At 38.4% G+C, this 24,566-nt stretch carries 27 protein-coding genes and 1 riboswitch; of the genes, 18 read left to right on the top strand and 9 right to left on the bottom strand.

What is annotated here, in order from left to right; all coding sequences use genetic code 11:
* Window positions 1–102 precede the first annotated feature (102 nt).
* Window positions 103–1,290, top strand: coding sequence for an aminotransferase-like domain-containing protein (locus MUN88_RS03475; RefSeq protein ID WP_244724312.1), 1,188 nt, complete (start codon window positions 103–105; stop codon window positions 1,288–1,290).
* 273 nt (window positions 1,291–1,563) lie between these two features.
* Here the strand turns inward: MUN88_RS03475 and MUN88_RS03470 are convergent, their stop codons facing one another.
* The 5 genes from MUN88_RS03470 to MUN88_RS03450 all read right to left on the bottom strand — a co-directional run bounded on the left by MUN88_RS03470 (window position 1,564) and on the right by MUN88_RS03450 (window position 6,614).
* Complete coding sequence (locus MUN88_RS03470) at window positions 1,564–1,992, bottom strand: YueI family protein (RefSeq protein ID WP_244720881.1); 429 nt, start codon at window positions 1,990–1,992, stop codon at window positions 1,564–1,566.
* Between the two features lie 203 nt (window positions 1,993–2,195).
* Window positions 2,196–2,582: an ectoine synthase gene (locus MUN88_RS03465; protein WP_244720879.1), complete on the bottom strand. Its 387-nt coding sequence runs from the start codon at window positions 2,580–2,582 to the stop codon at window positions 2,196–2,198.
* A 139-nt stretch (window positions 2,583–2,721) separates the two neighbouring features.
* Complete coding sequence (ectB, locus tag MUN88_RS03460; protein ID WP_244720877.1) at window positions 2,722–3,990, bottom strand: diaminobutyrate--2-oxoglutarate transaminase; 1,269 nt, start codon at window positions 3,988–3,990, stop codon at window positions 2,722–2,724.
* A gap of 87 nt (window positions 3,991–4,077) precedes the next feature.
* Window positions 4,078–4,515 (bottom strand): diaminobutyrate acetyltransferase, encoded by a 438-nt coding sequence (gene ectA, locus MUN88_RS03455; protein WP_244724310.1) that lies wholly within the window; start codon window positions 4,513–4,515, stop codon window positions 4,078–4,080.
* A gap of 626 nt (window positions 4,516–5,141) precedes the next feature.
* Window positions 5,142–6,614, bottom strand: a complete 1,473-nt coding sequence (locus MUN88_RS03450) for a catalase (RefSeq protein WP_244720875.1) — start codon at window positions 6,612–6,614, stop codon at window positions 5,142–5,144.
* A gap of 360 nt (window positions 6,615–6,974) precedes the next feature.
* On the opposite strand from MUN88_RS03450, the gene MUN88_RS03445 reads away from it, so the two are divergent.
* The 4 genes from MUN88_RS03445 to ytzI all read left to right on the top strand — a co-directional run bounded on the left by MUN88_RS03445 (window position 6,975) and on the right by ytzI (window position 9,732).
* On the top strand, window positions 6,975–7,751 hold the full coding sequence (locus MUN88_RS03445; protein WP_244720873.1) for an ABC transporter ATP-binding protein: 777 nt from the start codon (window positions 6,975–6,977) through the stop codon (window positions 7,749–7,751).
* A 20-nt stretch (window positions 7,752–7,771) separates the two neighbouring features.
* Window positions 7,772–8,701, top strand: a complete 930-nt coding sequence (locus tag MUN88_RS03440) for a bile acid:sodium symporter family protein (protein WP_244720872.1) — start codon at window positions 7,772–7,774, stop codon at window positions 8,699–8,701.
* A gap of 215 nt (window positions 8,702–8,916) precedes the next feature.
* Window positions 8,917–9,264, top strand: a complete 348-nt coding sequence (locus tag MUN88_RS03435; protein ID WP_244720871.1) for a DUF1360 domain-containing protein — start codon at window positions 8,917–8,919, stop codon at window positions 9,262–9,264.
* Between the two features lie 297 nt (window positions 9,265–9,561).
* The gene (gene ytzI, locus MUN88_RS03430; protein WP_244720870.1) at window positions 9,562–9,732 is read left to right on the top strand and encodes a YtzI protein; all 171 of its coding nucleotides are present in this window, start codon (window positions 9,562–9,564) and stop codon (window positions 9,730–9,732) included.
* A gap of 28 nt (window positions 9,733–9,760) precedes the next feature.
* Here ytzI and MUN88_RS03425 read toward each other — a convergent pair whose 3' ends face one another.
* Window positions 9,761–10,927, bottom strand: coding sequence for an iron-containing alcohol dehydrogenase (locus MUN88_RS03425; protein ID WP_244720869.1), 1,167 nt, complete (start codon window positions 10,925–10,927; stop codon window positions 9,761–9,763).
* A gap of 175 nt (window positions 10,928–11,102) precedes the next feature.
* Here MUN88_RS03425 and MUN88_RS03420 point away from each other — a divergent pair, with 175 nt between their 5' ends.
* Together MUN88_RS03420 and MUN88_RS03415 are read left to right on the top strand one after the other, a co-directional pair.
* Entirely contained in the window at window positions 11,103–11,522 is a 420-nt protein-coding gene (locus MUN88_RS03420; protein ID WP_244720868.1) for an organic hydroperoxide resistance protein, read from the top strand.
* 856 nt (window positions 11,523–12,378) lie between these two features.
* Window positions 12,379–12,573: a hypothetical protein gene (locus tag MUN88_RS03415; protein ID WP_244720867.1), complete on the top strand. Its 195-nt coding sequence runs from the start codon at window positions 12,379–12,381 to the stop codon at window positions 12,571–12,573.
* Window positions 12,574–12,776: 203 nt separating this feature from the next.
* On the opposite strand, the gene MUN88_RS03410 is transcribed toward MUN88_RS03415, so the two are convergent.
* Window positions 12,777–13,076: a hypothetical protein gene (locus MUN88_RS03410; protein ID WP_244720864.1), complete on the bottom strand. Its 300-nt coding sequence runs from the start codon at window positions 13,074–13,076 to the stop codon at window positions 12,777–12,779.
* Between the two features lie 82 nt (window positions 13,077–13,158).
* Window positions 13,159–14,349: a CynX/NimT family MFS transporter gene (locus MUN88_RS03405; RefSeq protein ID WP_244720861.1), complete on the bottom strand. Its 1,191-nt coding sequence runs from the start codon at window positions 14,347–14,349 to the stop codon at window positions 13,159–13,161.
* A 139-nt stretch (window positions 14,350–14,488) separates the two neighbouring features.
* Between MUN88_RS03405 and lepB the strand changes: the two genes are divergently transcribed.
* The 11 genes from lepB (at window position 14,489) to MUN88_RS03350 (ending at window position 22,992) form a co-directional block, all read left to right on the top strand.
* Entirely contained in the window at window positions 14,489–15,037 is a 549-nt protein-coding gene (gene lepB, locus MUN88_RS03400) for a signal peptidase I (RefSeq protein ID WP_244720859.1), read from the top strand.
* Window positions 15,038–15,523: 486 nt separating this feature from the next.
* Window positions 15,524–15,632, top strand: a riboswitch (TPP riboswitch).
* A gap of 107 nt (window positions 15,633–15,739) precedes the next feature.
* Complete coding sequence (tenA, locus tag MUN88_RS03395; RefSeq protein WP_244720857.1) at window positions 15,740–16,438, top strand: thiaminase II; 699 nt, start codon at window positions 15,740–15,742, stop codon at window positions 16,436–16,438.
* Complete coding sequence (gene thiD / locus MUN88_RS03390) at window positions 16,431–17,258, top strand: bifunctional hydroxymethylpyrimidine kinase/phosphomethylpyrimidine kinase (protein ID WP_244720855.1); 828 nt, start codon at window positions 16,431–16,433, stop codon at window positions 17,256–17,258. Before tenA ends, thiD (MUN88_RS03390) begins: the two co-directional genes overlap by 8 nt.
* Window positions 17,255–18,040 (top strand): hydroxyethylthiazole kinase, encoded by a 786-nt coding sequence (gene thiM, locus MUN88_RS03385; RefSeq protein ID WP_244720852.1) that lies wholly within the window; start codon window positions 17,255–17,257, stop codon window positions 18,038–18,040. Before thiD (MUN88_RS03390) ends, thiM begins: the two co-directional genes overlap by 4 nt.
* Window positions 18,041–18,044: 4 nt before the next feature.
* Window positions 18,045–18,686 (top strand): thiamine phosphate synthase, encoded by a 642-nt coding sequence (gene thiE, locus MUN88_RS03380; RefSeq protein WP_244720849.1) that lies wholly within the window; start codon window positions 18,045–18,047, stop codon window positions 18,684–18,686.
* A gap of 69 nt (window positions 18,687–18,755) precedes the next feature.
* A complete protein-coding gene (locus MUN88_RS03375) occupies window positions 18,756–19,277 on the top strand; it encodes a type 1 glutamine amidotransferase domain-containing protein (RefSeq protein ID WP_244720847.1) in 522 nt (173 codons plus the stop codon).
* A 180-nt stretch (window positions 19,278–19,457) separates the two neighbouring features.
* Window positions 19,458–19,934 carry a DUF456 domain-containing protein gene (locus tag MUN88_RS03370; protein ID WP_244720844.1) on the top strand — a complete coding sequence of 159 codons (477 nt, stop codon included), beginning with the start codon at window positions 19,458–19,460 and terminating at the stop codon, window positions 19,932–19,934.
* A gap of 24 nt (window positions 19,935–19,958) precedes the next feature.
* Window positions 19,959–20,762, top strand: coding sequence for a bifunctional hydroxymethylpyrimidine kinase/phosphomethylpyrimidine kinase (thiD, locus tag MUN88_RS03365; protein ID WP_244720841.1), 804 nt, complete (start codon window positions 19,959–19,961; stop codon window positions 20,760–20,762).
* 122 nt (window positions 20,763–20,884) lie between these two features.
* On the top strand, window positions 20,885–21,316 hold the full coding sequence (locus tag MUN88_RS03360; protein ID WP_244720838.1) for a DUF4064 domain-containing protein: 432 nt from the start codon (window positions 20,885–20,887) through the stop codon (window positions 21,314–21,316).
* A 325-nt stretch (window positions 21,317–21,641) separates the two neighbouring features.
* Complete coding sequence (locus MUN88_RS03355; RefSeq protein ID WP_244720835.1) at window positions 21,642–22,094, top strand: MarR family winged helix-turn-helix transcriptional regulator; 453 nt, start codon at window positions 21,642–21,644, stop codon at window positions 22,092–22,094.
* Window positions 22,084–22,992: a 3-hydroxyacyl-CoA dehydrogenase gene (locus tag MUN88_RS03350; RefSeq protein ID WP_244720825.1), complete on the top strand. Its 909-nt coding sequence runs from the start codon at window positions 22,084–22,086 to the stop codon at window positions 22,990–22,992. Before MUN88_RS03355 ends, MUN88_RS03350 begins: the two co-directional genes overlap by 11 nt.
* A gap of 436 nt (window positions 22,993–23,428) precedes the next feature.
* Here MUN88_RS03350 and MUN88_RS03345 read toward each other — a convergent pair whose 3' ends face one another.
* Window positions 23,429–24,394: a DUF4349 domain-containing protein gene (locus MUN88_RS03345; RefSeq protein WP_244720822.1), complete on the bottom strand. Its 966-nt coding sequence runs from the start codon at window positions 24,392–24,394 to the stop codon at window positions 23,429–23,431.
* Window positions 24,395–24,566: the final 172 nt, after the last annotated feature.

Raw genomic sequence — 24,566 nt, 5'->3', positions numbered from 1 at the left:
TTTCTCACTATATTAAGAACGAATCTTTTGAAAGCAGATCAGTACCAAAATGACAATCTCAAATATTAAAAGAAAGATAAAATATGAAAGTAGGGATAAATGATGAAATATGGTTTTTCAGATCGTGTTAAGTATTTAAAGTCATCAGCAGTTCGGGATATCTTGAAAATAATTAATCAAGGTAATATTATTTCATTCGCTGGCGGACTGCCTGAAGAGAAGCTATTTCCGGTTGAGGCGGTAGATCAGGCATTTCATAAAGCCATCACAACCAACAAAAAGGCGTTACAATACGGTGAAACAGAAGGAGTACCAGAGCTTCGAGCATTGTTGTCTGAAAGAATGATACAAAAAGGCTTACACCGTTCACCTGATGATATTTTAATCACATCAGGCAGTCAGCAGGCGATCGATCTCTTTTCGCGTGTGATGTTTAATGCAGGGGATGTTATCTTAACAGAAAATCCTACCTATTTAGCAGCCTTACAAGTATTTGAATCATATGAAACGAATGTGGTAGCAGTGGAATCAGATGACGATGGAATGGTCCTTGCTGATTTAGAAGAAAAAATTATTAAGCATAAACCGAAATGCATTTATGTAGTCCCGACTTATTCAAATCCGACTGGAAAAGTGTGGTCGTTAGAAAGACGGAAGAAATTATTAGAACTAGCTAATCAATATCATATTGTAATTTTTGAAGATGATCCATATGGAGAGCTGAAGTTCGATGAGCAAGAAGCTCAGCCTTCGATTGCGTCATTAGATGAAGACGGACTTGTGCTTTACACGAGCACCTTTTCTAAAACGGTTGTTCCTGCTGTTCGAATTGGATGGATTGTTGGACCGCATCAAATTATTCGGATCATGGCACAAGCCAAGCAGGCATCAGACTTACACACCAATTCAATTAGCCAGCATGCATTAGTACATTTGTTAAAAGAGTTCGATATCGATGGGCATATTCAAACAATTAGAAAAACATATTATGAACGAATGCTTATCATGAAGCGTTTATTAGATTCGGTTGATATTGAAGGACTTGAATACATTGTGCCGAAAGGTGGTATGTTCTTCTGGGTCAAATTGCCACCGCATATTAATACCACAACATTGTTAAACGAGGCAGTAGCGGCAGGAGTTGCCTTCGTTCCAGGTGCGCCTTTTTACGTATCCGATCCGGAGGAAAACACGTTTCGTTTAAACTTCACCAATTCAGAGCCAGCTCTGATCGAAGAAGGAATGAAACGATTAGTAAACGTATTGGAGTCTGCAACTGTGAATGTCTGAGAAACTGTATATAATCGCGTTCACGTTTGAAAAAAATAAAAGAATGAGTTCTGACAATATAGATTATGTAAAGTGAAAACTGTTTCGATATGTTTATTTTGACAAATAGTATGTGCTTAGCAAAGCTCCGGAGATATGCACCACAGGACGCGAAGAGATTGGCCGAAGCAGTATACCTGCACATGAAATGTTTCAACATTACTACTAAGCATCTAGTTAACATAATCCATATTACAGGTATAGTTAGAACTGGGCGGTTAATGCCCAGTTTTTTTATATACCGAAAAGTTTTTCAAACCATGATTTTCGTTTGGTTTGCGGTGATTCGCTTGTATCTTCTTTTAACAGAATATCCTCTTTATCGACAGCATAGTCCGTTGCAAACACCAATCCGTAATCACTGTCAGCTTCAATATTCGATACATACGTGTAGCTGATGTGGTATTGGCTGGCAAGTTCCCGGTAAGGTTTAAAAAACTTAGTATTCATATTTCCGTTCAGGAGTAATGCCCCGTCCTGATATTGCATGAACAGTTCTTCTATTTCGCGTAATCCTTTTTCACCACGGACTTGCGGTTTTGTCATTACCAGAATGACCCGTTCCCGGTATGTACCTAAATATTGTCTTTTTTGATCGGGGTGCAGCTCTTTCTCACCATATATGCCTTCCTGTATATAGTCATCGATCTCTTTGTTTGCCATATCGTTCACCTCATGCATAGTATAAACGAAAAAGTCGGCACTTTTCGCTTAATTTGCTTTTATTGTTATCGTTATAGTTGCTCCAATATACAATTATTTTTTATTGGCACGGAAAAAGACTCCCTTGGGGAGGGAGTCTTTAATAGGAATAGATTATTTTAAGGAATGTTATGATCAATTTTTATATTAAGGGATGTTATTCATTAATCTTCGTCTACTGGATAAACACCATTTTCATCATGTACTTCTTTACCAGATAGAGGTGGGTTGAATACACAAACCATTCTCATATCAGTAGTTGCACGAAGTAAATGCTCATCATTTTCATCTAATGCGTAAAGTGTATCTTTTTTGATAGGCCATACTTTGTTATCGCTAAGTGTAACCACTTCACCTTCACCTTCAATGCAATAAACAGATTCAAGGTGATTTTGGTACCAGATATGTGTCTCTGTACCAGCTTTAATGATAGTATCATTTACAGAATAGCCCATATTGTCTTTTTTCATGATTAGACGGCGACTAACCCAGTTACCTCCGTCTACATCGTATTCAGTACCTAAAATATCTTCTAGTTTTACTACTTTCATTAGTGTATATCCTCCTGTATGGTGTTTTTTATCAATGTCCGGAAAAAACCCCACTTCCAATCAAAACAAGAAGCTAAAGTGAGGGATTATGGACAATTAAATTTCAGATAAGTTTTTCTTTATATGAATCCCATTACTATTAGTTAGTAACTGGATCTTTCACTAATCCTTTAACACTTTCTTCAATAATGTCTAACCCTTTTTGCAGGTCTTCTTTAGGAATATTAAGTGCTGGGAACAATTTAAATACTTCGTCGTTCGGTCCAGCTGTTTCCATAATTAATCCTTTTTCGAAGCAACGTGCTGTAACTTTTTCGGAAAGTCCTTCTACCTCTGAAGCAATTCCTACCATGAATCCACGTCCACGTACTTCCCCTTTAAGTTCTGGATAATTCGCAACAATTTTTTCAAGGAAGCTGTAGATTAGTTCGGATTTTTCATGAATTTCTTTTTCGAAGTTGTCATCTTTCCAATAATCCAATGCAGCTGTTGCTGTAACAAAGGCATGGTTGTTACCACGGAAAGTACCATTATGCTCACCAGGTTTCCAGATATCTAATTCTGGTTTGATTAAGGTAACAGCAAGTGGTAGTCCGTAACCACTTAATGATTTTGATAGACATACAATATCTGGTTTAATGCCAGCAGCTTCAAAGCTGAAGAAAGTACCTGTACGACCGATACCAGCTTGCACATCATCAATGATAAGAAGAATGCCCCAGCGACGGCAGATTTCTTCTACTTGTTTCAACCATTCAAAACGAGCAGCGTTGATACCGCCCTCACCTTGTACGGTTTCTACGATCATAGCAGCAGGAATAGCAACACCACTACCGTTGTCTTCAAGAAATCTTTCAAGGTACACAAGTGTATCGTGATCTACATAGTTATCGTAAGCCATTGTTACCGTGTTTTGCAGTGGAATACCTGCACCTTGACGCTTCATGGAGTTACCTGTAACAGATAGAGAACCAATTGTCATACCGTGGAACCCACCAGTGAAGCTGATAATATCCGTGCGACCTGTTACTTTACGAGCCAGTTTCAGCGCACTTTCTACAGTATTTGTTCCCGTTGGTCCAGGGAACATGACTTTGTAATCAAGATTACGTGGTTGTAAAATTACGTCATCGAATTTTTGTAAAAAGTCGGCTTTTGCTGTAGAAGCCATATCAAGTGAGTGTGTAATGCCGTCACTTGTAATATATTCGATTAATTTCTTTTTCATATGATCATCGTTATGTCCATAGTTAAGTGCACCTGCTCCAGAGAAGAAATCCAAGTATTCCTTGCCATTCTCGTCCCACATTTTGTGCTTCTTCGCCTTTGTAAATACGGTTGGGAAGTTACGGATATAACTGCGGACTACTGATTCATGATGATTGATAATATCAAGATTTTTACTCATCTTTTAAGTTCCTCCTAAAATTGTTTTATATTTCGAATTACATTAATACTTTGATCATTTTTTTATCATTCGAAATTTTGCAAAAAATTATTTACGGATAGGACCGATAATAAATTTCAATTCTTCTTCGTGTTCATCACCAGGAAAAATATCCTTTGTGAAAAACTCGCTTGAAGTTATTTCGGTATTAAAATCACGAGCTAATTTCTGGAATAAAGATTGTGATGCTTTGTTGTCTGGTGTAATGGTTGCTTCGACAAACTGAACGTTTTGACAGGCATCGCTTTTGACTAAATAGTTTAGCATTTTTGATGCTATCCCTTTTCCACGCTGTGAAGCATCCACACCAACTTGCCAGACAAAGACAGCATCTGGTTTTTTTGGAGGGATAAATGCGGTAATAAAACCAACCACTTGGTTATTTTGTTTTGCGACGACACAAGTGTCACTAAAATACTCACTCATTAAGATGTATTTATAAGAAGAATTTGTGTCTAAAGTTGAATTTGTAACTAAATTCCACATGGCTGCTCCATCTTCTTTCGTGGGTTTCTGAAAGATAACATGATCAGATGGAGACTGATTGTTTTCGGTATTAATCACAATTTGCTCCTTTCTTATCGGGCAACTTCAATTGCGCAAATAGTACATTATATATAATATCGGTTACAGGACTTATTCGCAAACCGCTTATAGAGTGATTAAACTGTATAAATCTGCCTGAGTTATGCTGAGCGGTATTCATTTAGAATAACTTTATAAATCCTCCAAAATTGTCATGTATTCTCACACATAAGCAAAATTTGATTGCCACATTAACAATTTTAAGATACCCGTTATCCAAAAAGTTGAAACATAAGATATTGGGAATTTTCGAAAAATTCTATCCCTATATGTAATACCTGTTATTTAAACGTGAATAGCACACATCAAATAGTGTATGAGGTTGGTTGCTGAGATTATTACTAAAAAGTATTGCGTCATATTAGCGTCAGTTTTTTTAAAGCTCTGGTACGAATTGTTTTGTAGCACTTATTTTTTAAATGAAATTATTTTATAAGATTTACAAATCTCTGGTTATCAGCACTATTAGGTAGAGTAGGCTAATAAAAAAGGTCCCTGTCATTACACGGGACCTTTTTGGTTAGCTATTATTGTTCTTTTACGTGAGCTGGTACTTCTACGCCTAATTTAGCAGCGACACCTTCTGCTAATTCAGGATCTACTTTATAGAAGTTTTCTAATTGTCGATCAACAATTCCTTCACGAGTTACGCCACTTAAATGGCCAGCGAAAGCCTCCATTAAGCGATCACGTTCGCCATCATCCATGATATCACGGAATAAGGCACGTGGTTGAGAGTAGTGATCATCAGAGTCATAAGGAGCACTGTCTGCAAAACCAGATACTTCAAATGGATGGATTTTGTTTTCTGGTGTTTCTTTTGGTGCGTCACTAAAGCTGTTAGGCTCATAGTTTGGCGCGCCTCCACCATTTCCATCATGGCTCATGAAGCCATCACGCTGATAGTTATTTACAGGCGCTTTTGGACGGTTGATTGGTAGTGTTTCATGGTTTGCTCCAATACGATAACGGTGTGCATCAGAATAAGAGAACAGACGGCCTTGAAGCATTTTATCTGGTGATGCTTCAATTCCAGGCACAAAGTGTGCAGGAGAGAAGGCAGCTTGCTCAACTTCTGCGAAATAGTTTTCTGGATTACGATCTAATACCATTTTTCCTACTTTGATTAATGGATAATCTTCATGCGGCCAAACTTTTGTTACATCGAATGGATCGTAACGATAGTTATTAGCATCTGCTTCAGGCATGATTTGTACTTTTAACGTCCAAGAAGGGTAGTCTCCTTCTGCGATTGCATTAAATAGATCTTCAATATGATAATCAGGGTTTGTACCTGCGATTTCATCTGCAACTTTTGGATCCAGGTTTTTAATACCTTGATCAGTCTTGAAGTGATACTTAATATAGAATGCTTCGCCATCTTTATTTACCCATTTGAAAGTATGGCTTCCGTACCCATTTTGGTGACGTAATGTAGCTGGAATACCACGATCAGAGTGTAAGATGGTGATTTGGTGTAATGATTCTGGAGATAGAGACCAGAAATCCCAAGTCGCATTCGGATCTTTCAAGTGTGTTTGAGGGTTACGTTTTTGTGTGTGAATAAAGTCTGGGAATTTAATTGCATCACGAATAAAGAAAACAGGCGTGTTGTTACCAACTAAGTCATAGTTTCCTTCTTCTGTATAGAATTTAACTGCAAATCCACGTGGATCACGTACAGTATCTGCAGAACCTAATTCTCCTGCAACTGTTGAAAAACGAATAAACATTGGTGTTTTCTTACCAACTTCAGATAAGAAGTCTGCTTTTGTATATTTTGAAACGTCATTAGTTACTTCGAAATAGCCATGTGCGCCTGCACCTTTAGCGTGTACGACGCGTTCAGGTACTCTTTCACGGTTAAAGTGAGCTAGTTTTTCTAGTAAATGTACGTCTTGAATTAAAGTCGGTCCTCTGTGTCCGGCTGTAATAGAATTTTGATTATCGCCAACCGGTGCGCCAGAAGCTGTTGTTAAATATCTTTTATCTTGGCTCATGTAAAGCACCTCTCCTTTGTTATTAGTAGTACATCTTTTATTATAATACAAGTTTTATAAAAATCAATATTTATTTAAAATTATTTTAATTAAGAAAATATTAAAAAAAGAGAGATAGCCTAATACGGCTTCTCTCAATGGATTGGGAAACATCCTTAAAAACTTTTGTTGATTGGGGGTAACAAAAGATATGTGTAAAGGGAATGTTTCATCACTGGATGTGATTACATACATTATATCGATAATGAGAATCATTTTCAATAGATAAGTATGAATTTTTTTGAAAAAATTTCATTGCAGGAAATTTAAAGGGCTGGAGTGTATACTGTATGCTAAAGGGAAAGAAGGAGTGAGTGGAAGATGGTATTAGATCTGCGGGATGTTGGCTTAAAAAAAGAGGGGAACTGGATATTAAAGCATGTGAACTGGAAGATGAAAAAAGGCGAGCACTGGGCATTATTAGGTCTGAATGGTGCTGGTAAAACAGCGCTTTTACATATGTTATGTTCCTATTACTTCCCTACTGAAGGCAGTGTGAAAGTAATTGGCAGACAGTTTGGGAAAGATATACTTGGGGAAAAACTAAGACAGCAAATCGGGATTGTATCTTCGACATTAAAACAACGAATCTATGGGTCAGATAGTGCATACCAGATTGTGTTAAGTGGCGCTTTTGCTTCAATTGGTCTCTACGAAACGCCAACCGATGAGATGCGGACAAGAGCCCAGCAATTGTTAAAAGAACTGGATTGCTTTTCCTATGCCAATCGTGCTTACCGTACGTTATCACAAGGAGAGCAGCAACGGGTGTTGATCGGCCGTGCATTGATGAATAACCCCAAGCTTTTAATTTTGGACGAGCCTACTAATGGACTGGATTTTATTGCAAGAGAACAATTGCTAGCCTCAATCGAGACGATAAGTAAAGGGGAGCTTGCACCATCAATCATTTATGTCACACATCACGTGGAAGAGATTCTTCCGACTTTTACGAAGACCTTATTATTAAAAAAGGGGGAAGTGTTTGACCAGGGAACAACTAAAAACATGATCAGCACGGAGAAATTATCGGCTTTCTTTGGAATGAATGTGGAAGTGGACTGGTCGGAAACACGCCCACGATTAAAGAAATTATAACAGCTTAGGAGCAGACAGCAATGTTAAACCAATTAAATCAACTCTTACAACGGATCATGCCTTTCATCGCACCAGCAAGCGTTATTCTAGGTGTTTGGTTCGCTGACTTTTTTCTGAAACTGGATGGATGGGTGATTTGGATTTTTGCTTTTATGACTTTTGCGGGGAGTCTCGGTCTGAATTTCGTAGCAGTGTATCGTGTCGTCGCTCATCCCCTATCCGTAGTAATTGCACTTGTTACGCTTCATCTATTCATGCCGTTATGGGCGCTGCTAATTGGACATCTAACCTTTGACGATCCATTAACGGTTATTGGTTTCGTTTTAGCGATGATTATCCCAACAGGTATCACCAGTTTTATTTGGGTATCGATGAACAAAGGCAATGTTGCATTAACCCTGTCCATTATTCTAATTGATACGATATTATCACCTTTCATCGTTCCGTTATCGTTGTCAGTATTTATTGGAACGTCTGTCGATCTGGAAGTATGGGGAATGATGCAAGGACTATTTATTATGATTGTTATTCCTTCATTATTAGGGATGATATTGCATGAAGTTTCGCATGGTCGTGTTCACGAGAAGTGGAGTCCTCGCTTAGCACCGTTTTCCAAAATGGCGTTAGCATTTGTGATTATGATCAACAGTTCAGAAGTAGCGGAATACTTAACTGATTTTGATTTTAAACTGCTAAAAATAGCAATTGTTATGTTTTTGGTAGCGGCGAGTGGCTACTATTTAGCCTGGTTGCTTGCGAAGTGGTGTAAACGAAAAGGAGAGGATGTTATTTCCTTAACTTTTAGCAGCGGTATGCGCAACATTAGTGCAGGTGCAGTAATAGCTGTTCAATACTTCCCGGGAGCGGTGGCTGTTCCTGTTGTAGTGGGAATGCTCTTTCAACAGGTGCTCGCTTCGTTATACAGTAAATTTCTTCAACATCGAATTTGAGCCAGGCACATTTGCTTGGTTTTTTCTTATGTTGGGAATGTATAAAATTTTATCAGAGTCGTAATTCGACGTGGTAAAAAATTTAGGAACAAAGTATAAGAAAATGAAGGCTTTCGCCAGTACTTGTCGATAAGCCAAATTTTTCTTTATTGCATGAAAACAAGATTTTATTAATAGGATGGTATTAACTATATGTAGATGAGGTAGGTGCCTGTATGATTACATGGTTATCATTTGTTTTATTATCGCTTGCATCATTTCGTTTAACAAGGTTGATTGTATATGACAAAATCACAGGCTTTATTCGTGCACCATTTTTTGAAGTCGAAGAGAAATGGCTGTCAGATGGAACGGTTGAAGAGACTGTTATGTTTAAAGGAAACGGCATTAGAAGGTGGATTGGAGAGCTTTTAAGATGTCATTGGTGTACCGGCATTTGGTCAGCGATCTTCTTGTTTATAGGCTTTCACCATTTCTCAACGATCTTTATACCGATAATCATTATATTAGCAATAGCTGGCGTAGCATCTATTATTGAAGTAATGATTTCGTATTTTATTTAGAACTATCTGATGTATTTTTCTTTTTGAAGCTGCTGCAGCCACATGATTTTTTCTTGCGACCTTTTTTCTGACGTTTCACAACAGTCGTATTGGTATTATTCATAATCAAAACTCCTTCATATTTAATGGTTTAATAAAACTATCCACATGTTTAGTTTATGTAATCGTGATAAAAGCGTTCGACAAAATAGAAAAAGAGTGCATCTGTCCTGTTGGTACAGATATTTTTAGGAGAACGCTTACGTAACTATGTGTTATAATGGGTGTAGTAAATCAAGAAAGGAAAGGATTTTTCCCATGTGGGTAGTCATTATAGTATGTATCGTGATCGTAATTGGTGTACTAGCACTGTCGATTTTGACTTTAAATAAAGGGTACGGCTACAAGCAGACAATTGATCCATTACCAGATGAAGTAAAAGAGCAGGAACAAGAGCAAAATGAGGATGAAGAAGACAAAGAAAAGTGACCAGCGAATTCGCTGGCCACTTTTTTACTTATAAGGAAGCTTTGTAGATGGCGATAGCATCATCGCGTGTTAGTTTTTTGAAATTACCGAATTCAGGTTTGGCGATCACAGTTTTATCTGCCATATCTTCGATGCTGTCTTCGCCGATATCATAGTCAGCTAAACGAGAAGGTGCATCAATGCTGTTCCAGAATTCTCTCAGTCTGGAAATGCCTTCTATACTTATCTCTTTATCTGACTTGCCATTAGGATCTACATGAAATACGCGAATCGCGAATTGCTTAAAGCGTTCCATATTTTCATCAATGACATATTCCATCCAGTTAGGGAACAGAATAGCAAGTCCGCCACCGTGTGGGATATCATGTACGGCAGATACTGCATGTTCAAGGTTATGCGTTGCCCAGTCACCTTGGTATCCCATGTTTACCATGCCATTTAACGCCATTGTACCATTGTAAAGTACAGTTGCACGGTGTGTTTCGTTCTCGAGATCTTCTAATAGTTTAGGAGCTGTTTCTACGATTGTTTGCAGAATACCTTCCACCATACGATCCTGCAGCAAGGTGTTTTCTTCGTGATGGAAATAATGCTCCAATGCATGGGACATAATATCGACCATACCATAGACGGTCTGATCCTTTGGCACTGTTTTGGTGAAGTCTGGATCTAAAATAGAGAAGGCAGGGAAGGAATATGGGCTGCCCCAGCCATGCTTCTCATTTGTTTCCCAATTGGTAATAACAGAGCCAGGATTCATTTCAGAACCAGTTGCTGCAAGTGTTAGCACCGTCCCGAATGGAAGTGCTCCAGTAGCATTTGCTTTCTTCGTGACAATCTCCCAAATGTCATCCTCGGATTTAGCGCCGACAGCGATTGCTTTCGTGCAGTCAATCGTACTGCCACCACCAACAGCCAGGATGAAATCAATATTTTTTGTTTTGCAAATCTCTATTCCTCTACGGGCAGTAGTAACGCGAGGGTTTGGTTCTACGCCGCTTAATTCAAATACTTGTTTGTTTTCTTTTTCTAGTATTGTAGTGACTTGATCATATAAACCGTTTCGCTTAATACTTCCGCCACCATAAACAAGGAGAATGTTTGTACCATATTGTTTCAATTCTTCCTGTAGTTTGTCTAACTGTCCTTTACCAAAATACAATTTCGTTGGATTGTAAAAGGTGAAATTTTGCATGATAGGACCTCCTTGATTTCGAATTTCTCTTTAACTATCGCAATAATCTTTTTGTGTGTAAAGTAATTTGATTTTGTTTTAAATGTTTAATAATTGATGGAAAAGGAATAGTATTGATAGAATATTGAATATAGAACACAGTAATCGTTCTAAACAATTTAAAGGAGTGGTTAGAGTGAGTAACAAATTATTTACATCCAAAGCAACAGCAACAGGTGGCCGTGATGGTCATGTGAAATCCGATGACGGTTTAATCGATTTAAATTTAGTAAATCCAGCTGGTGGTGGAGACGGTAAGGGCTCTAATCCAGAACAACTATTTGCAGCAGGGTATTCTGCATGCTACGATGGTGCCTTAAACCTAATGGCATCCAAGCAAAAAAAAGACATTGATTCTTCCATTACTGCAGAAGTTAGTCTGAATAAGGATGAAGCAGATGGTGGTTTTAAAATAAGTGTCGTATTAAACGTAGAAATTAAAGGTGTTTCTCAAGAAGAAGCAGAAGAATTAGCAAAACAAGCTCACGACTTTTGCCCTTATTCCAAAGCAACACGCGGTAACATTGATGTTGAATTGAACACGAAAGCAGTTTAATAAAGCCGATAAAAAGGAGCCCATTACTTAGGATGAGCTCCTTTTTTATGCGCAGGGAAAGTAGTGTACAAGCAACTAAAGCAATAAAGTAAAAAATAATGGTTCTTATAATACGGATTATGTAAACGAGCTATGTGGTAATTTTGAAACGTTTCATGTGCTAGGATACCGCTCCGGACAACCACTCCGCGTCCTACGGGGCACGGCTGAAGCTAACTTTGTGAAGAAGACCATTTCACAAAGTGGATCTTCAGCACCTGCACGTCCCGCCGGAGTCTACGTGGTTGGCCTACGCTAAAATATAGACTGTACAACTAATGCATGAAGTAGCATATGATTGGTATCCACATGTGACTATCTATAATAGTTGCTTACATTCTCAAATACATAATGATAGCGCTGCTGCTTTTAGCTGTTTCTTACGTTGTGAAACTTTCTTAAAGGGAGGGAATATGCGGAGACTCCCGTTGGATCAGCACGAGCTGTAGATCCACTTAGTCTGTGCCTGTGTCTGCAAGTATTGCTTCGAAGCAGGCTTCCTCGGCACAAGACAGCAATGAAGCAGTTCAAGTAGTAGCCTAGCTGAAGCATTGCCCCACAGGACGCGGAGCATATTTCCAGAGCTTTGCTACGGACATACTAACTGTCAAAATTACCATATCGAATTAGTCTGCTTTACATAATCCGTATTATGGGCACTTTATACAGGTTTGTGATCAGTTCTTCTTATTTGAATATCAAAAAGATATTATCTTGAAATAAGGCTGATAGAAAATAAAAGTTAAAGATTCTTATTAAGTGGTAAAATCATCATAATGAGTGGAGATGCTCACCTTTGAGGAGGTCGCTTAATAAGATGGCAATCATGAGTTTTCTGGTTACAGCTTGGGTATTAAGCTGGTTTAAGTTTGAACAGTTTTTTATTCAGGCTTTTAAAGAACTATTTAATAAAGATATAACAAAAACCAGCTATTATTTTATCTTTTTCTGCTTTGATACTATTGCGGAAGTGGGACTATTTTTCAATGGCAGCTATATCGACAGACTATAATAAAAAACACCCTCCTGACCATTGCAGTCAGGAGGGTGTTTTTTTAGTAGTTATTTCTGTCTGAAATAATCAGCAAATGCATGGAATATTTCAATTCCTTGGTAAAGCCATACACTGATTGCTGAGAAAGAGAATAAACTAATCATTAGAATTCTGAACCACATCGTTCTCCCTCCTTTATCTGCTCTTAGTAGATAAGAAAATTAACGATGTGGGATCAGATAACTAGATTGGAAAAACACTGCATGTAAAAATAATTTTCGCTTAACAACCAGATAAACGATTGGCAAAATACATACAGTGTTTAATATGGCGAGTATAATGACGATAGGATTTGGTAGTAGTTTACTAGATAACCCATCATTTTCATCAATATTATTGTAAGTTTGTAAATGTTCATTTACTTCGATGTTGATCTTAGCTGGAACATTAGGTTGCTGATCAAAAATAGTGAAATGACTTATAATAAAACCTAATAAAATGAGGGTGATGTATTTTTGCATGAAATCATCTCCCTTACATGTATACCCGATATTATACACCCTCAATCATGAAAATGAAAGGAAATGTTTCTGGTAATACATTTTATGCATCCAATACAAATTTATTCCTGCTTGCGCCTAAGCCAAATATAATTAAGGCAACCGTCATCACTAATATGGTTAGAATAGACGGTTTCCAGCTGTTAGTCATGTCGAATAGCAATCCGATAAGGATCGGTCCGATAGAAGCTAAAGTATAGCCAAAAGATTGTGCCATACCTGATAACTCAGCAGCTTGTCTTGCGTTCGTGGAACGTAAACCGAGTAATGCAAGAGCTAGACTGATGCTTGCACCTAGCATAATACCGATTAAGGTAATGGCAATGAACGTTCCTAAATGTCCAGGCTCCAAATACAGCATGAAATAGCCAATCATACCAATGACGCCAAAAACAGCTACAACGGGTTTCTGATCGGAAAGTTTTCCTGCAATAACTGGAGTGAAAAACGTAGCAGGTAAACTGACGAATTGCATGTATGCGACATACCACCCTGCGCTGGAGCTAGCAAAGCCGTGTGCGATCAGGATTTCAGCTAACCACGAGATCGTGACATAAAATAGGAAAGATTGAGACCCCATAAAAAGGGTAACTTGCCAGGCCACAGGAGAGCGCATTAGTTTCGTAGTGCTCGGTTGGTATAATTCTCGCTCCTGCTCAACAGGTGCCTTATTCATCGCGAATATCCAAGTGACAATTCCAAGCACAGCTAAAATACTCCAACTAGCTAAAGACCATTTCCATCCTAAATCTAATGAAGTCGTTAAAGGTACACTTAATCCCGAAGCTGTGGCAGCCACAACTGACATGGATGTTGTATAGACTCCAGTCATTAAACCAATTTTTTCAGGAAAGTTACTTTTAATAAGACTTGGCAAAATAACATTTATGATTGCAATGCCGACTCCTATCAGTATAGTTCCTGTGAATAAAAATAGGATAGAAGAAGTGGAGCGGACGAGAATACCACCTAACAGGATGAATAACCCGTATAATAATGCTTTCTCATTACTCGTTCTATTGGCAATGCGTGGAGCTATTGGCGAAATGATTGCAAATGCAATTAAAGGAAGACTTGTTAAAAATCCTGCACTCCAATTACTGATCGATAAATCTTCACGGATAATACCTATGATAGGTCCAACTGAGGTTATTGCAGGACGTAAGTTAAAGGCTAGAAGAATAATACCGGCAATAAAGAGAAGTGTATAATGTTTTTTGTTAAAAGTTTGCACTTTCTCACCTTGTTTCTATGCTATAATATACAAAACATGCTAAAATGATATCGTTAGCGTTTACGATAGTTTGCATTTAAACAGAATATCATACAATCACCCACAGGAAAAGAGTTAACAAATGAAAGAAGGTTTCTCCATGGAAAACAAAATTGTAAAAGAAGTGCTTTCCTGGCTGAAGGCATTATTAGTCGCTCTAGTAATCGTGCTTGTATGTCGGCATTTCCTTATTACACCATCTGTTGTAAAAGGTGAGTCAATGATGCCGAATTTACATGATGGAGACAGAATTATTCTGAGTAAAGTGAGCGATATTGAGCGTTTCGATGAAATTGCTTTTAAAGCTCCTGACTCTGAAGATAATTATGTCAAACGAGTGATTGGTTTTGCAGGTGACCAGATTGAAATGAAAGATGACAAGCTTTACATTAATGGAGAGTTTTATGAGGAAACATATCTGGATGAGTATAAATCCGTTCTCTCGGAAGGTGGTCAGCTGACATATGATTTCACCCTTAAAGAGCTAACAGGTAGTGAGACAGTACCTGAAGGGAAATTATTTGTTTTGGGTGATAATCGCAGAGTAAGTAAAGACAGTCGTCAATTCGGCTTTATTGATGAAGATGCCGTAATTGGTGATGTGAAAATGCGAATCTGGCCAATCGATTCATTTGGGATTATAAACTAGTATAACAGGTTCCGGTCATCGAAGAATGACCGGAACTTTTTTCATGAGAAAAAAGCATATAAGTACATTCATAAAGGTGAATTCCAATAGTAGTCATGCTCAAGTATGGGTTCTTATAATACGGATTATGTTAACTAGGAGCTTACTAGCTTAGTGATAATTTTGAAAGGTTTTATATGCTGAAATGTCGCTCCAGCCAACCACTTCGCGTCCTGCGGGGCATATTTCCGAAGCTTTGCTAAGCAGATGAAAGCTATCAAAATTACCACAATGTCAAACAGTCTCACTTTACATAATCCATATTAAAGGAAGTTGTATATGCATGTGGAATGAAGCCAAATTTCAATTTCCTCAATAAACAAACTAAATCATCTTCTCTAAAACCAGGCACAAGCAATTTTTTCTCATCAAGTTTACGTAGAGCATTACCACATGTTGCTTGACAAAGATAGTTTTCCATGTTTTAGTGGAATTAACTTCATAATGAAATTCCGCTAGGGGTGCTGCAGGTAGCAGCTGAGATAAGAATGATGTTCTTGATCCCTTTGAACCTGAACTGGTTAGTACCAGCGTAGGAAAGTGGAGTCGGAAGGTGTACGTCCATACGCCTGACTTTTTGATATTTATTTATTCAAAAATGAGCCGCTCCGCTTAGCTGAGCGGCTTTTTGTTATGAAAATAAATATGATGGAGGAATAGAAAATGACATTTAGTGAAGAATTACGTGTGGCCGCCGACGATGTGTTTGAAGGAATTTTTCAACACCCATTTGTGACAGGGTTAGGGAAAGGAAATTTAAAGAAAGAAGCGATAATTCATTATGTGAAAGCAGATTTTGAATATTTGAATGCGTTTATCAATATTTATGGTTTAGCTATATCAAAAAGTGATGTACGGGACGAGATGAACTACTTTTATGAGCAAATCGGTTTTGTCCTTCACAGTGAGATTCATCCTCATAACAATTTGTGCGAAGTAGCAGGTGTTTCGTATGATGAATTACAAGGCTATCCATTACCACCAACAGCAGATCACTATGTGACACACATGAAAACAGTTGCGCTTCAAGGGAGCATTGGAGAACTAATAGCGGCATTATTGCCATGCCCTTGGACTTATTTAGAGATTGGTCACTATTTAATGAAGAAATACAAACCACAAGAAAATCATCCGTTTTATGATTGGATTTCGTTCTATGCCCAAGATGAAACGGCATCTGTTACAACAGAACTGCGCAAACGATTAGATAAGTGGGCAGAAGAAGCTGGCGAGACAGAGAAACAAAAAGCAAAACTTGCCTTTATGAAAAGCTGTCAGCTCGAATATTTATTCTGGGAAATGGCCTATCAGGTGGAAGAATGGCCTTTCTCTTTGAAAGGAACGGAATCTTCTTATGCATAAAATAGCTTCAGCACTTACGATTGCAGGTACAGATCCTACAGGTGGAGCTGGCATTCAGGCAGATTTAAAAGTATTTCAGGAAAGAGAAGTATATGGCATGAGTGTCATCACTTCCGTTGTGGCACAAAATACTGAAGGCGTTCAGGATGTTCAGCATTTAACTGTTGATTTTATTGAAAAACAACTCGACGCTGTTCTTACCGATATTCCGCCGCAAGCAATAAAAACAGGTATGATTGCGACAGTGGAAATGATGGAATTAATCGCAAAAAAATTAAAGAATTCCACAATTCCATACGTGATTGATCCGGTGATGGTAGCAAAAAGTGGCCATTCGTTGATGGATGAAACATCAAGAGAAGTAATTCGTGAAACATTAATTCCGCTTGCAACAGTCGTTACACCAAATGTGCCGGAAGCGGAGATACTAGTCGGGTTTGCTATCCAAACAAACGAAGAAGCAGAAAAAGCAGCAAAAGTAATTGTCAATAAATTAGGTGCACAAGCGGCCATTGTCAAAGGTGGACACCTTTCTGGAGAAGCGATTGATGTGTTATATGATGGAGAGGAACTCTATCACTTCCAGTCTGATCGGTTTGACACGAAGCATACGCATGGAACTGGCTGTACATTTTCTGCGGCTATTACAGCAGAATTAGCCAAAGGGAAGTCAGTGAGAGACGCAGTAGAGATCGGAAAAGACTTTACTACGAAAGCGATCCAGTACCCATTAGAACTGGGGAAAGGGAACGGTCCAACCAACCATTGGGGATATCGTTTAGAAGGGCTGCCTGCTCAGAAGGAGATTATCGATAAATGAGTCATTTAATTGAAGAAGTAAGAAAACACCAGCCCTTGATTCACAATATTACGAATCAGGTAGTTATGAATTTTACAGCAAATGGTCTATATGCGATTGGTGCGTCACCAGTCATGGCAAATGCTAAAGAAGAAGTAGAAGAAATGGCTACACTAGCCAATGCGCTCGTATTGAATATCGGAACCTTAACAGATGTGCAGGTTGAAGCGATGATATTGGCAGGTAAAGCAGCCAACAAAACAGGAACTCCTGTCGTTTTTGACCCTGTTGGGGCAGGAGCGACGATGTTCCGCACGCAATCCGCTCAGCGAATTCTGGAACAGGTAGAGGTAACCTGTATTCGTGGTAATGCTGGAGAAATAGCGAGTCTGGCTGGTCTCTCTGCAACTGTTCGGGGTGTAGATGGTGCAGGTGATGTAGATATGGAGATTTTGGCAGAACAAGCCTATCAGAAATTGGGAGTCTCTCTTGCGATTACAGGAGCACAAGATATTCTCATTCATCAACGAGAAAAAGTCATTCTCTCGAACGGCCATCCACTTTTAACGAAAGTAACAGGAACTGGATGTTTATTATCCTCCGTATTGGCAGCGTTTCTGGCAGTAACTGATGATGTATTACAAGCAATGACAGATGCGATCAGTTATTATGGTGTAGCAGCGGAAAATGCAGCTAGTGAACAACAATTGCCGGGCAGTTTTCAAGTAAGCTTTATTGATCAATTGTTCCATCTAAAAAGTGAAGAGATAAATAGAAAAATTCGGATAATCAGAGGTGCCTAAAGAGATGCAACATGAATGGTTACAAGTGTATTTCATTATGGGAAGCAACAATACAGTTCAAGATCCTTTAGAAGTATTAGAAGAGGCGTTGAAGGGCGGTATTACATGCTTCCAATTCCGTGAAAAAGGAAAAAATGCGTTACAAGGGACAGCAAAAAAGCAATTGGCAGAGCAGATGAAGCAGTTATGTCAGCAATATCGAGTTCCTTTCTTCATTAATGATGATGTCGACTTAGCGATTGAAATTGGCGCAGATGGGGTTCATGTCGGTCAAGATGATATGTCGATTGCAAAAGTGAGAGAAATAGTCCCGGCGGATTGCGTGATTGGAGTATCTGCCAGTAATATTGAAGAAGCAGTACAGGCCCACAAAGAGGGTGCCGACTATATTGGGGTTGGTCCAATCTTTGGCACAAATACGAAAGAAGATGCGAAGCAACCGATTGGAATCGAAGGGCTTAGTCATATTCGAGAAAAAGTAGGAACGTTACCAATCGTAGCAATTGGGGGTATCAAGCTCCGTCATGTAATTCCGCTCAGAAAGGCGGGAGGTGATGGCGTATCAATTATTACCGCTATTAGTCAGGCTGAAAGTCCTCAACTGATGGCCAAAACTTTCTGGCAGTATAACAGGTATTTCTCATAAATGAATTATTCGTATTTAAGATGGGATATCTGATACACTGGAGGTATCAATGTTGAGGAGGGAAATGGCATGCGTCTTGAAAATAAAAAAGTACTAGCTTTAGTAGAAGATGAATTTGAAGATCTCGAACTATGGTATCCTGTTCTCCGTTTGCGTGAAGAAGGTGCCACAGTTGATTTAGTAGGAAAAGAAGCAAAGAAAAAATATATTGGAAAATACGGTGTTCCTGCTGAGTCAGAGTATGCTTTTGATGAAGTGAATGCAGAAAACTATGATGGTATACTAGTACCAGGTGGATGGGCACCGGATAAGTTAAGAAGATATCCAGAAGTGATCAAGATGGTAACGCATATGAATGAAGCGAAAAAGCCAATCGGCCAAATTTGTCATGCTGGTTGGGTATTGATCTCTGCAGGTATCTTACGCGGCAAAAAAGTAACCAGTACACCAGGTATTAAAGATGATATGACGAATGCGGGCAGTTTATGGTTTGATGAGCCGGTGGTAACAGATGGTCATATTATCTCCAGCCGCCGACCACCAGACTTACCTCCTTATGTGAAAGAATATGCCGATGTGTTAGCTGACTGATAACGATCATAATCCCCGTTTCATTTGTCGGAAACGGGGATTAATTTTTGTCTGTCCACTGATCTTAAATTGTTCGGGACTGTCAAATCATTGATGTTTTCTTAAAGGTATAAAAGTATACATTTATGTTTGCTTATAGTATAAAGGAGACATAAATGTTTAGGAATGGAGCTATGTGAAATGGATATAGTATGGTGGATATTAATAGTTGTTTGCTTTGTATTAGCGTTTGTAGGTATTATTTTTCCAATTATACCTTCTGTATTAGTAATTTGGATTGGTTTTTTGATTTATCAGTTTGCCTTGGCAGCAAGTAACATCGGTTGGATCTTTTGGATTGCTATGGTTATTTGGACGCTCTTGCTTATTTTTGCTGATATCATAGCTAACAGTTACTTTGTTAAAAAATTTGGCGGCAGTAAAACAGGAGAACGATTGGCAGCAGTTGGTGTCATCGTTGGTTCGTTCATCATCCCGCCATTTGGCATTATCATTGTACCTTTCGTTTTCGTCTGTGTAACAGAGTTAATACTAAAGAAAACCGTACAGGATGCATTTAAAGCTGCTTTAGGATCACTAATTGGTTTTTTAAGTGGCACGTTTGCTAAAATTATTATTCAACTGATTATGATTATTTGGTTTTTTATTGCAATTTAATGTAAGAACATCGAGGTGTAAAGCATGAAACGAGTAGTTGCAATTGCTGGTGCTGCGGCACAGGGAAGTGCGGGTATACAGGCAGATTTAAAGACATTTCAGGAACGTGATGTCTACGGTATGTCAGTGATAACGGCTACCGTGGCAAACAATAGTCAGACAGCGAATGGCATCTTTGTTCGCGAACTAAAAGAAATTAAAGCACAATTTTTTGCTATCAACGAAATGGTCGGAATCGATGCCATTAAGACAGGTATGCTTTTTTCAAAGGAAATTATTGAACTGGTCAGTGATTTGCTGGATGTAACTGCTGTTCAGCATAAAGTGATAGATCCCGTGATGATTGGAAAGATGGGTTCTCAGCTATTAGCGGATGATGCCATCGAAGTACTAAAAGAACGCTTAATTCCAAAGGCATCAATCATCACGCCAAATCGGATGGAAGCAGAGAAATTGCTCGGAGAGCGGATTCCATCTGAATGGTCAGCGCTCGAGGATGCGACGAAAGCCTTGTATCAACTTGGATCACAGTCAGTGCTGATGAAAGCAGGTAGTATAAATGATCAGGCAGTCGATCTGTATTATGATGGAGATAGGATGGAATTTATTGAGGCTCCTCTAATTGACACAGTCCATACAAGTGGGGCAGGCTGTACCTTTGCAGCGTGTCTGACAGCAGAACTGGCAAAAGGATTGCCGATGATCGATGCGATAAAAAGAAGTAAGCAGTTTGTTCATCAATCAATTAAACATGCGTTATCATTTAGAAGAGGTATCGGCTCAGTTAGACACGGTGCAAGCAGACAGTTTAAAGACAGTATCGACTAAGTGAAACGTTTTGGACAGGCAGGACGTATAATATAATAGAGTGTTGCATAGGCACGCTACATGTTTAGCGTTGTGCACGCATATGATCACTATAGATAGAAAACGTGGGAGGAGAACAACGAATGAAAAGAACGGTAGAAGTAGTATTAGCAATTATTGGTGCTATTGTGTATTTATTTGGAGTGTTATTTGGTGCAATTTTCCGGATGATGGAAGGTCAAGAAGGATGGATGCAGGAAATGTTAGCGGAGAATCCAAATTTTAATCAAGGAGATATTGCCAATATAGAAATGCAACTTTCAAATGGTATTGGCACTATGGGAACGGTATTGATCGTTGGCTCGTTGATTAGTATCATAGCTGGTATCGTTGCGATGTTTTTCTTTAGAGGAAACAGTAAACCAAAAGCGGCTAGTATTATTTTATTAGTAGTTGGTGCTGGAACAACCCTCATTACGTTCGGAGGCGCAATATTTGCCGGTATATTCTACGTCATTGCCGGAATCATGGGCCTTGTCAGAAAGCCAAAACAAGATGTGATGACACAATATTGATTAGAATAGAAAAAAAGCTGAACATAACACACTTGTTATGTTCAGTTTTTCTTTTATACAAAAATGAACGGAATAGCGCGCCTTTACTATGAGTCCTCATGAACTGCTTCTAAGCAATCACTTCATTTCTTATTGATGAGTAGATGGCGTTATCTCCGTGTTTTAAAGCAGTTTGTTTTTTTGTTTGTATGAGAGTAATCGTAATTGGTTAATAATAGTACTGTCGCCAGTAATATTAGCGGCCAAATACCTTTACAAATTAACAGGTTTCTTTTATAGTTAATTTTAGTTAGTTAGAGATACTAACTAATTGTGGAGGAGTAATATGAATTTATTTTCAACTATTTACCGTTTGAATAAATGGTACGTAATTCGTCTTCAAGAACTGTGTTCAACTCATGACATCACACCTGTACAATGGCTGGTCTTACATCATATCGATGAAAATGATAACTGTACGAGTATGGATATTGTAAAAGAGTGGTCGGTAGAAAAGCCAACTGTATCTTCGTTAGTGCGCAAATTAAGTGAGCAGCATTTGATCCAGTTCACAAGTGGTAAGGATAAACGTCAAAAATATTTATCATTAACAACAGAAGGTAAGACAAGGTATGAAGAAATAGCAAAAAAAGTAATGGAGCTTCAGACGTTTGTAACAGAACCTTTCTCAGATCAAATGGTCAATGAATGGACCGAGCAATTAATGATAGCGGAGAACAGGATGAAGCTTTATCAAGAAAACTCATCTAATAAGGGAGGAAACCAAAATGAATTTTAAAAACGTTACGGTTGCAGGAAGTGGTGTGTTGGGTAGTCAAATTGCTTTTCAAACAGCATTCAAAGGTTTTGAGGTAATTATTTATGATATCAATGATGATGCGGTTGAAAAGGCAAAAGAACGTATCGATAAATTAGAAGAAACCTACTTCGATTATTTCAAAGAAGAACAGAAAGCAGTTCAAACTGCTAAATCACGTATTCAATATATGACCGAATTAGCAAAAGCTGTTGGAAATGCAGATCTTGTGATCGAAGCAATACCTGAAAAAGAAGCAATTAAGCAACAATTCTATCAAGAAATTGCGGAAGCCGCTCCATCTCATACAATATTTGCAACGAATAGTTCTACGATGCTACCTAGTCAATTTGCAGATTATACAGGCCGTCCATCTAAGTTCTTAGCACTGCATTTTGCCAATCGTATATGGATGAATAATACAGGGGAAGTAATGGGACATCCCGGGACAGATTCAAAAGTGGTCAAACAAGTACTCGAGTTTGCAGCTGCTATTGGGATGGTGCCTCTCCATATTAAGAAAGAACAACCAGGATATATTTTAAATAGCTTGCTAGTTCCATTGCTTGATGCTGCACAACAATTATGGGGAAATGGTGTAGCAGATCCATATGCAATTGATAAAACGTGGATGATCGCAACGGGAGCTCCAATGGGTCCGTTTGCTATCATGGATATTGTCGGTCTAGAAACAGTATATAATATTGTCAGTACCAAAGCAGAAAGCCCCGACAACCCTGAACAAGACAAATTCAAACAGATAGCAGAGCTGGTTAAAAATGAATATATAGATAAAGGTAAAATGGGAATGCAAACAGGGGAAGGCTTTTATACGTATCCTAATCCTGCGTATAATGAAGAAGATTTTCTCCAGCCATAAGCGAATAAACAACCAGAATGAGACTTAAAGGATAAATTAACTTGTAAAACCGAGAAATATTAAGATTAAATCTCCTTTTCCAGCATGCCGCGAAGTGCTGAGACTTCATAAGAATTCTGATTGTTGATAAGGGCATATAGGGCGAGTTGTTCCGGGGGGAGAGTTCTATCGGACAAAATGAGCTCGAACAGAAGAAGAACTGTCCGATTGGACCGTTCGTTACCCGAGCTTTTATGAAACAGAAACAAAAGGTCTTGGTAATCTGCTTTGACCAAAAATATTTTTTGCAGCGAAAGGCGTTCATATTAAAATCTTGCTGTATTGAAATATAATAAATAAAAAAACGAACGGAGATGAATGTTACGTAAACATATCGGATTTCTCGTTCGTTTTTTCATAAGCTTCTATACTTTTGTCCCGGCCTCGTTGTTTGATATTAATCGTTAGAATGATTGACGGCTGATCCTTCACGTTTCTTTCTTCTTCTAATCATGATAAACACAATAGCGGCAATAATTAGCAAGAGGATAAGCAGCGGTGCATTCCCCACAATAAATACAAAGATAGCTGATGCAATCGTAAGGATGGTTTGAATACTTTTCAAGAATTGCTCTTGCGTTTTTTCCCATGTGTTTAAAGATTCATCCTGCACGGAAGGGACATCGACTTTCGTCTCATCGATTTCGATGGTGATCGTTGCTAAATCTGATTGGTTATCTAAATATTGCATTCTTCCTTTAATTTGTTCGATTTCTTCCTGAACAGCTGATAGATCATCTGAAATTTTTAATAAATCCTCTGTTTTTTCCGCCTTCTCCATAAAGGAGAGTAAGCGTTCTTCTACCACTTCTTTTGCTTTCAGCCGAGAAGACAAATCAACATATTGTTCCGTAACATCTTCACCACTCGTCGATTTATTCAATACGTTAAGCTTTCCTTCTTCAACAAGCAGTAAAAAATCCTGGAATTTCTCTGAAGGTATCCTAACTGTCATGGTTCCGAATCGGTTGCTGGATTCTTTCTCGTAGTCATTAAAGCTGGAGGAAACAACATAACCGCCTAGATTTTCTGTTTGGTCTTCCAAGTAGTTAACGGTATCATCAAATTGTTTCGTTTCCACATGAAGGTTAGCGTTATAGATGATTTTTCGATCTGAAGCATTATCCATAGCAGTATCACTCGAAGATTCTTCATCCGCTGCCTGTTCTTCTGTGGCATTATTTTCCGAATCATTCATATCGTCCGAAGGTGCCACCTCAGATTCCTTCATCATACTCATGCCAGATTCACTTGAAGATTCCTCAATTGCCATATCTGCGGCTTCATTGTTGGAACTATCATCTTCGTTTGAACAAGCCGTAAAAAGTAGCAGCATTATCAGTACGAACAACCACTTCTTCAAATTGACCACCTCTTTTTTTAAAATTAGACGTAGGAATGACTAAAGGGTTACAAGGAATCTGTAAAAACTAAATTTTATATTTATACACATGAATGAATAAAACCAATCAGTACGGTTAACTGACAGAAGTTCTTCATAAAATCGACGAAAAAAATAAAAAATTTTGGTTTTA

This window comes from Gracilibacillus caseinilyticus (assembly GCF_022919115.1).
Classification (GTDB): Bacteria; Bacillota; Bacilli; order Bacillales; family Amphibacillaceae; genus Gracilibacillus; species Gracilibacillus caseinilyticus.
The sequence above is the reverse complement of the archived record's forward strand: the minus strand, read 5'-3'. Positions and strand labels throughout refer to the sequence as shown.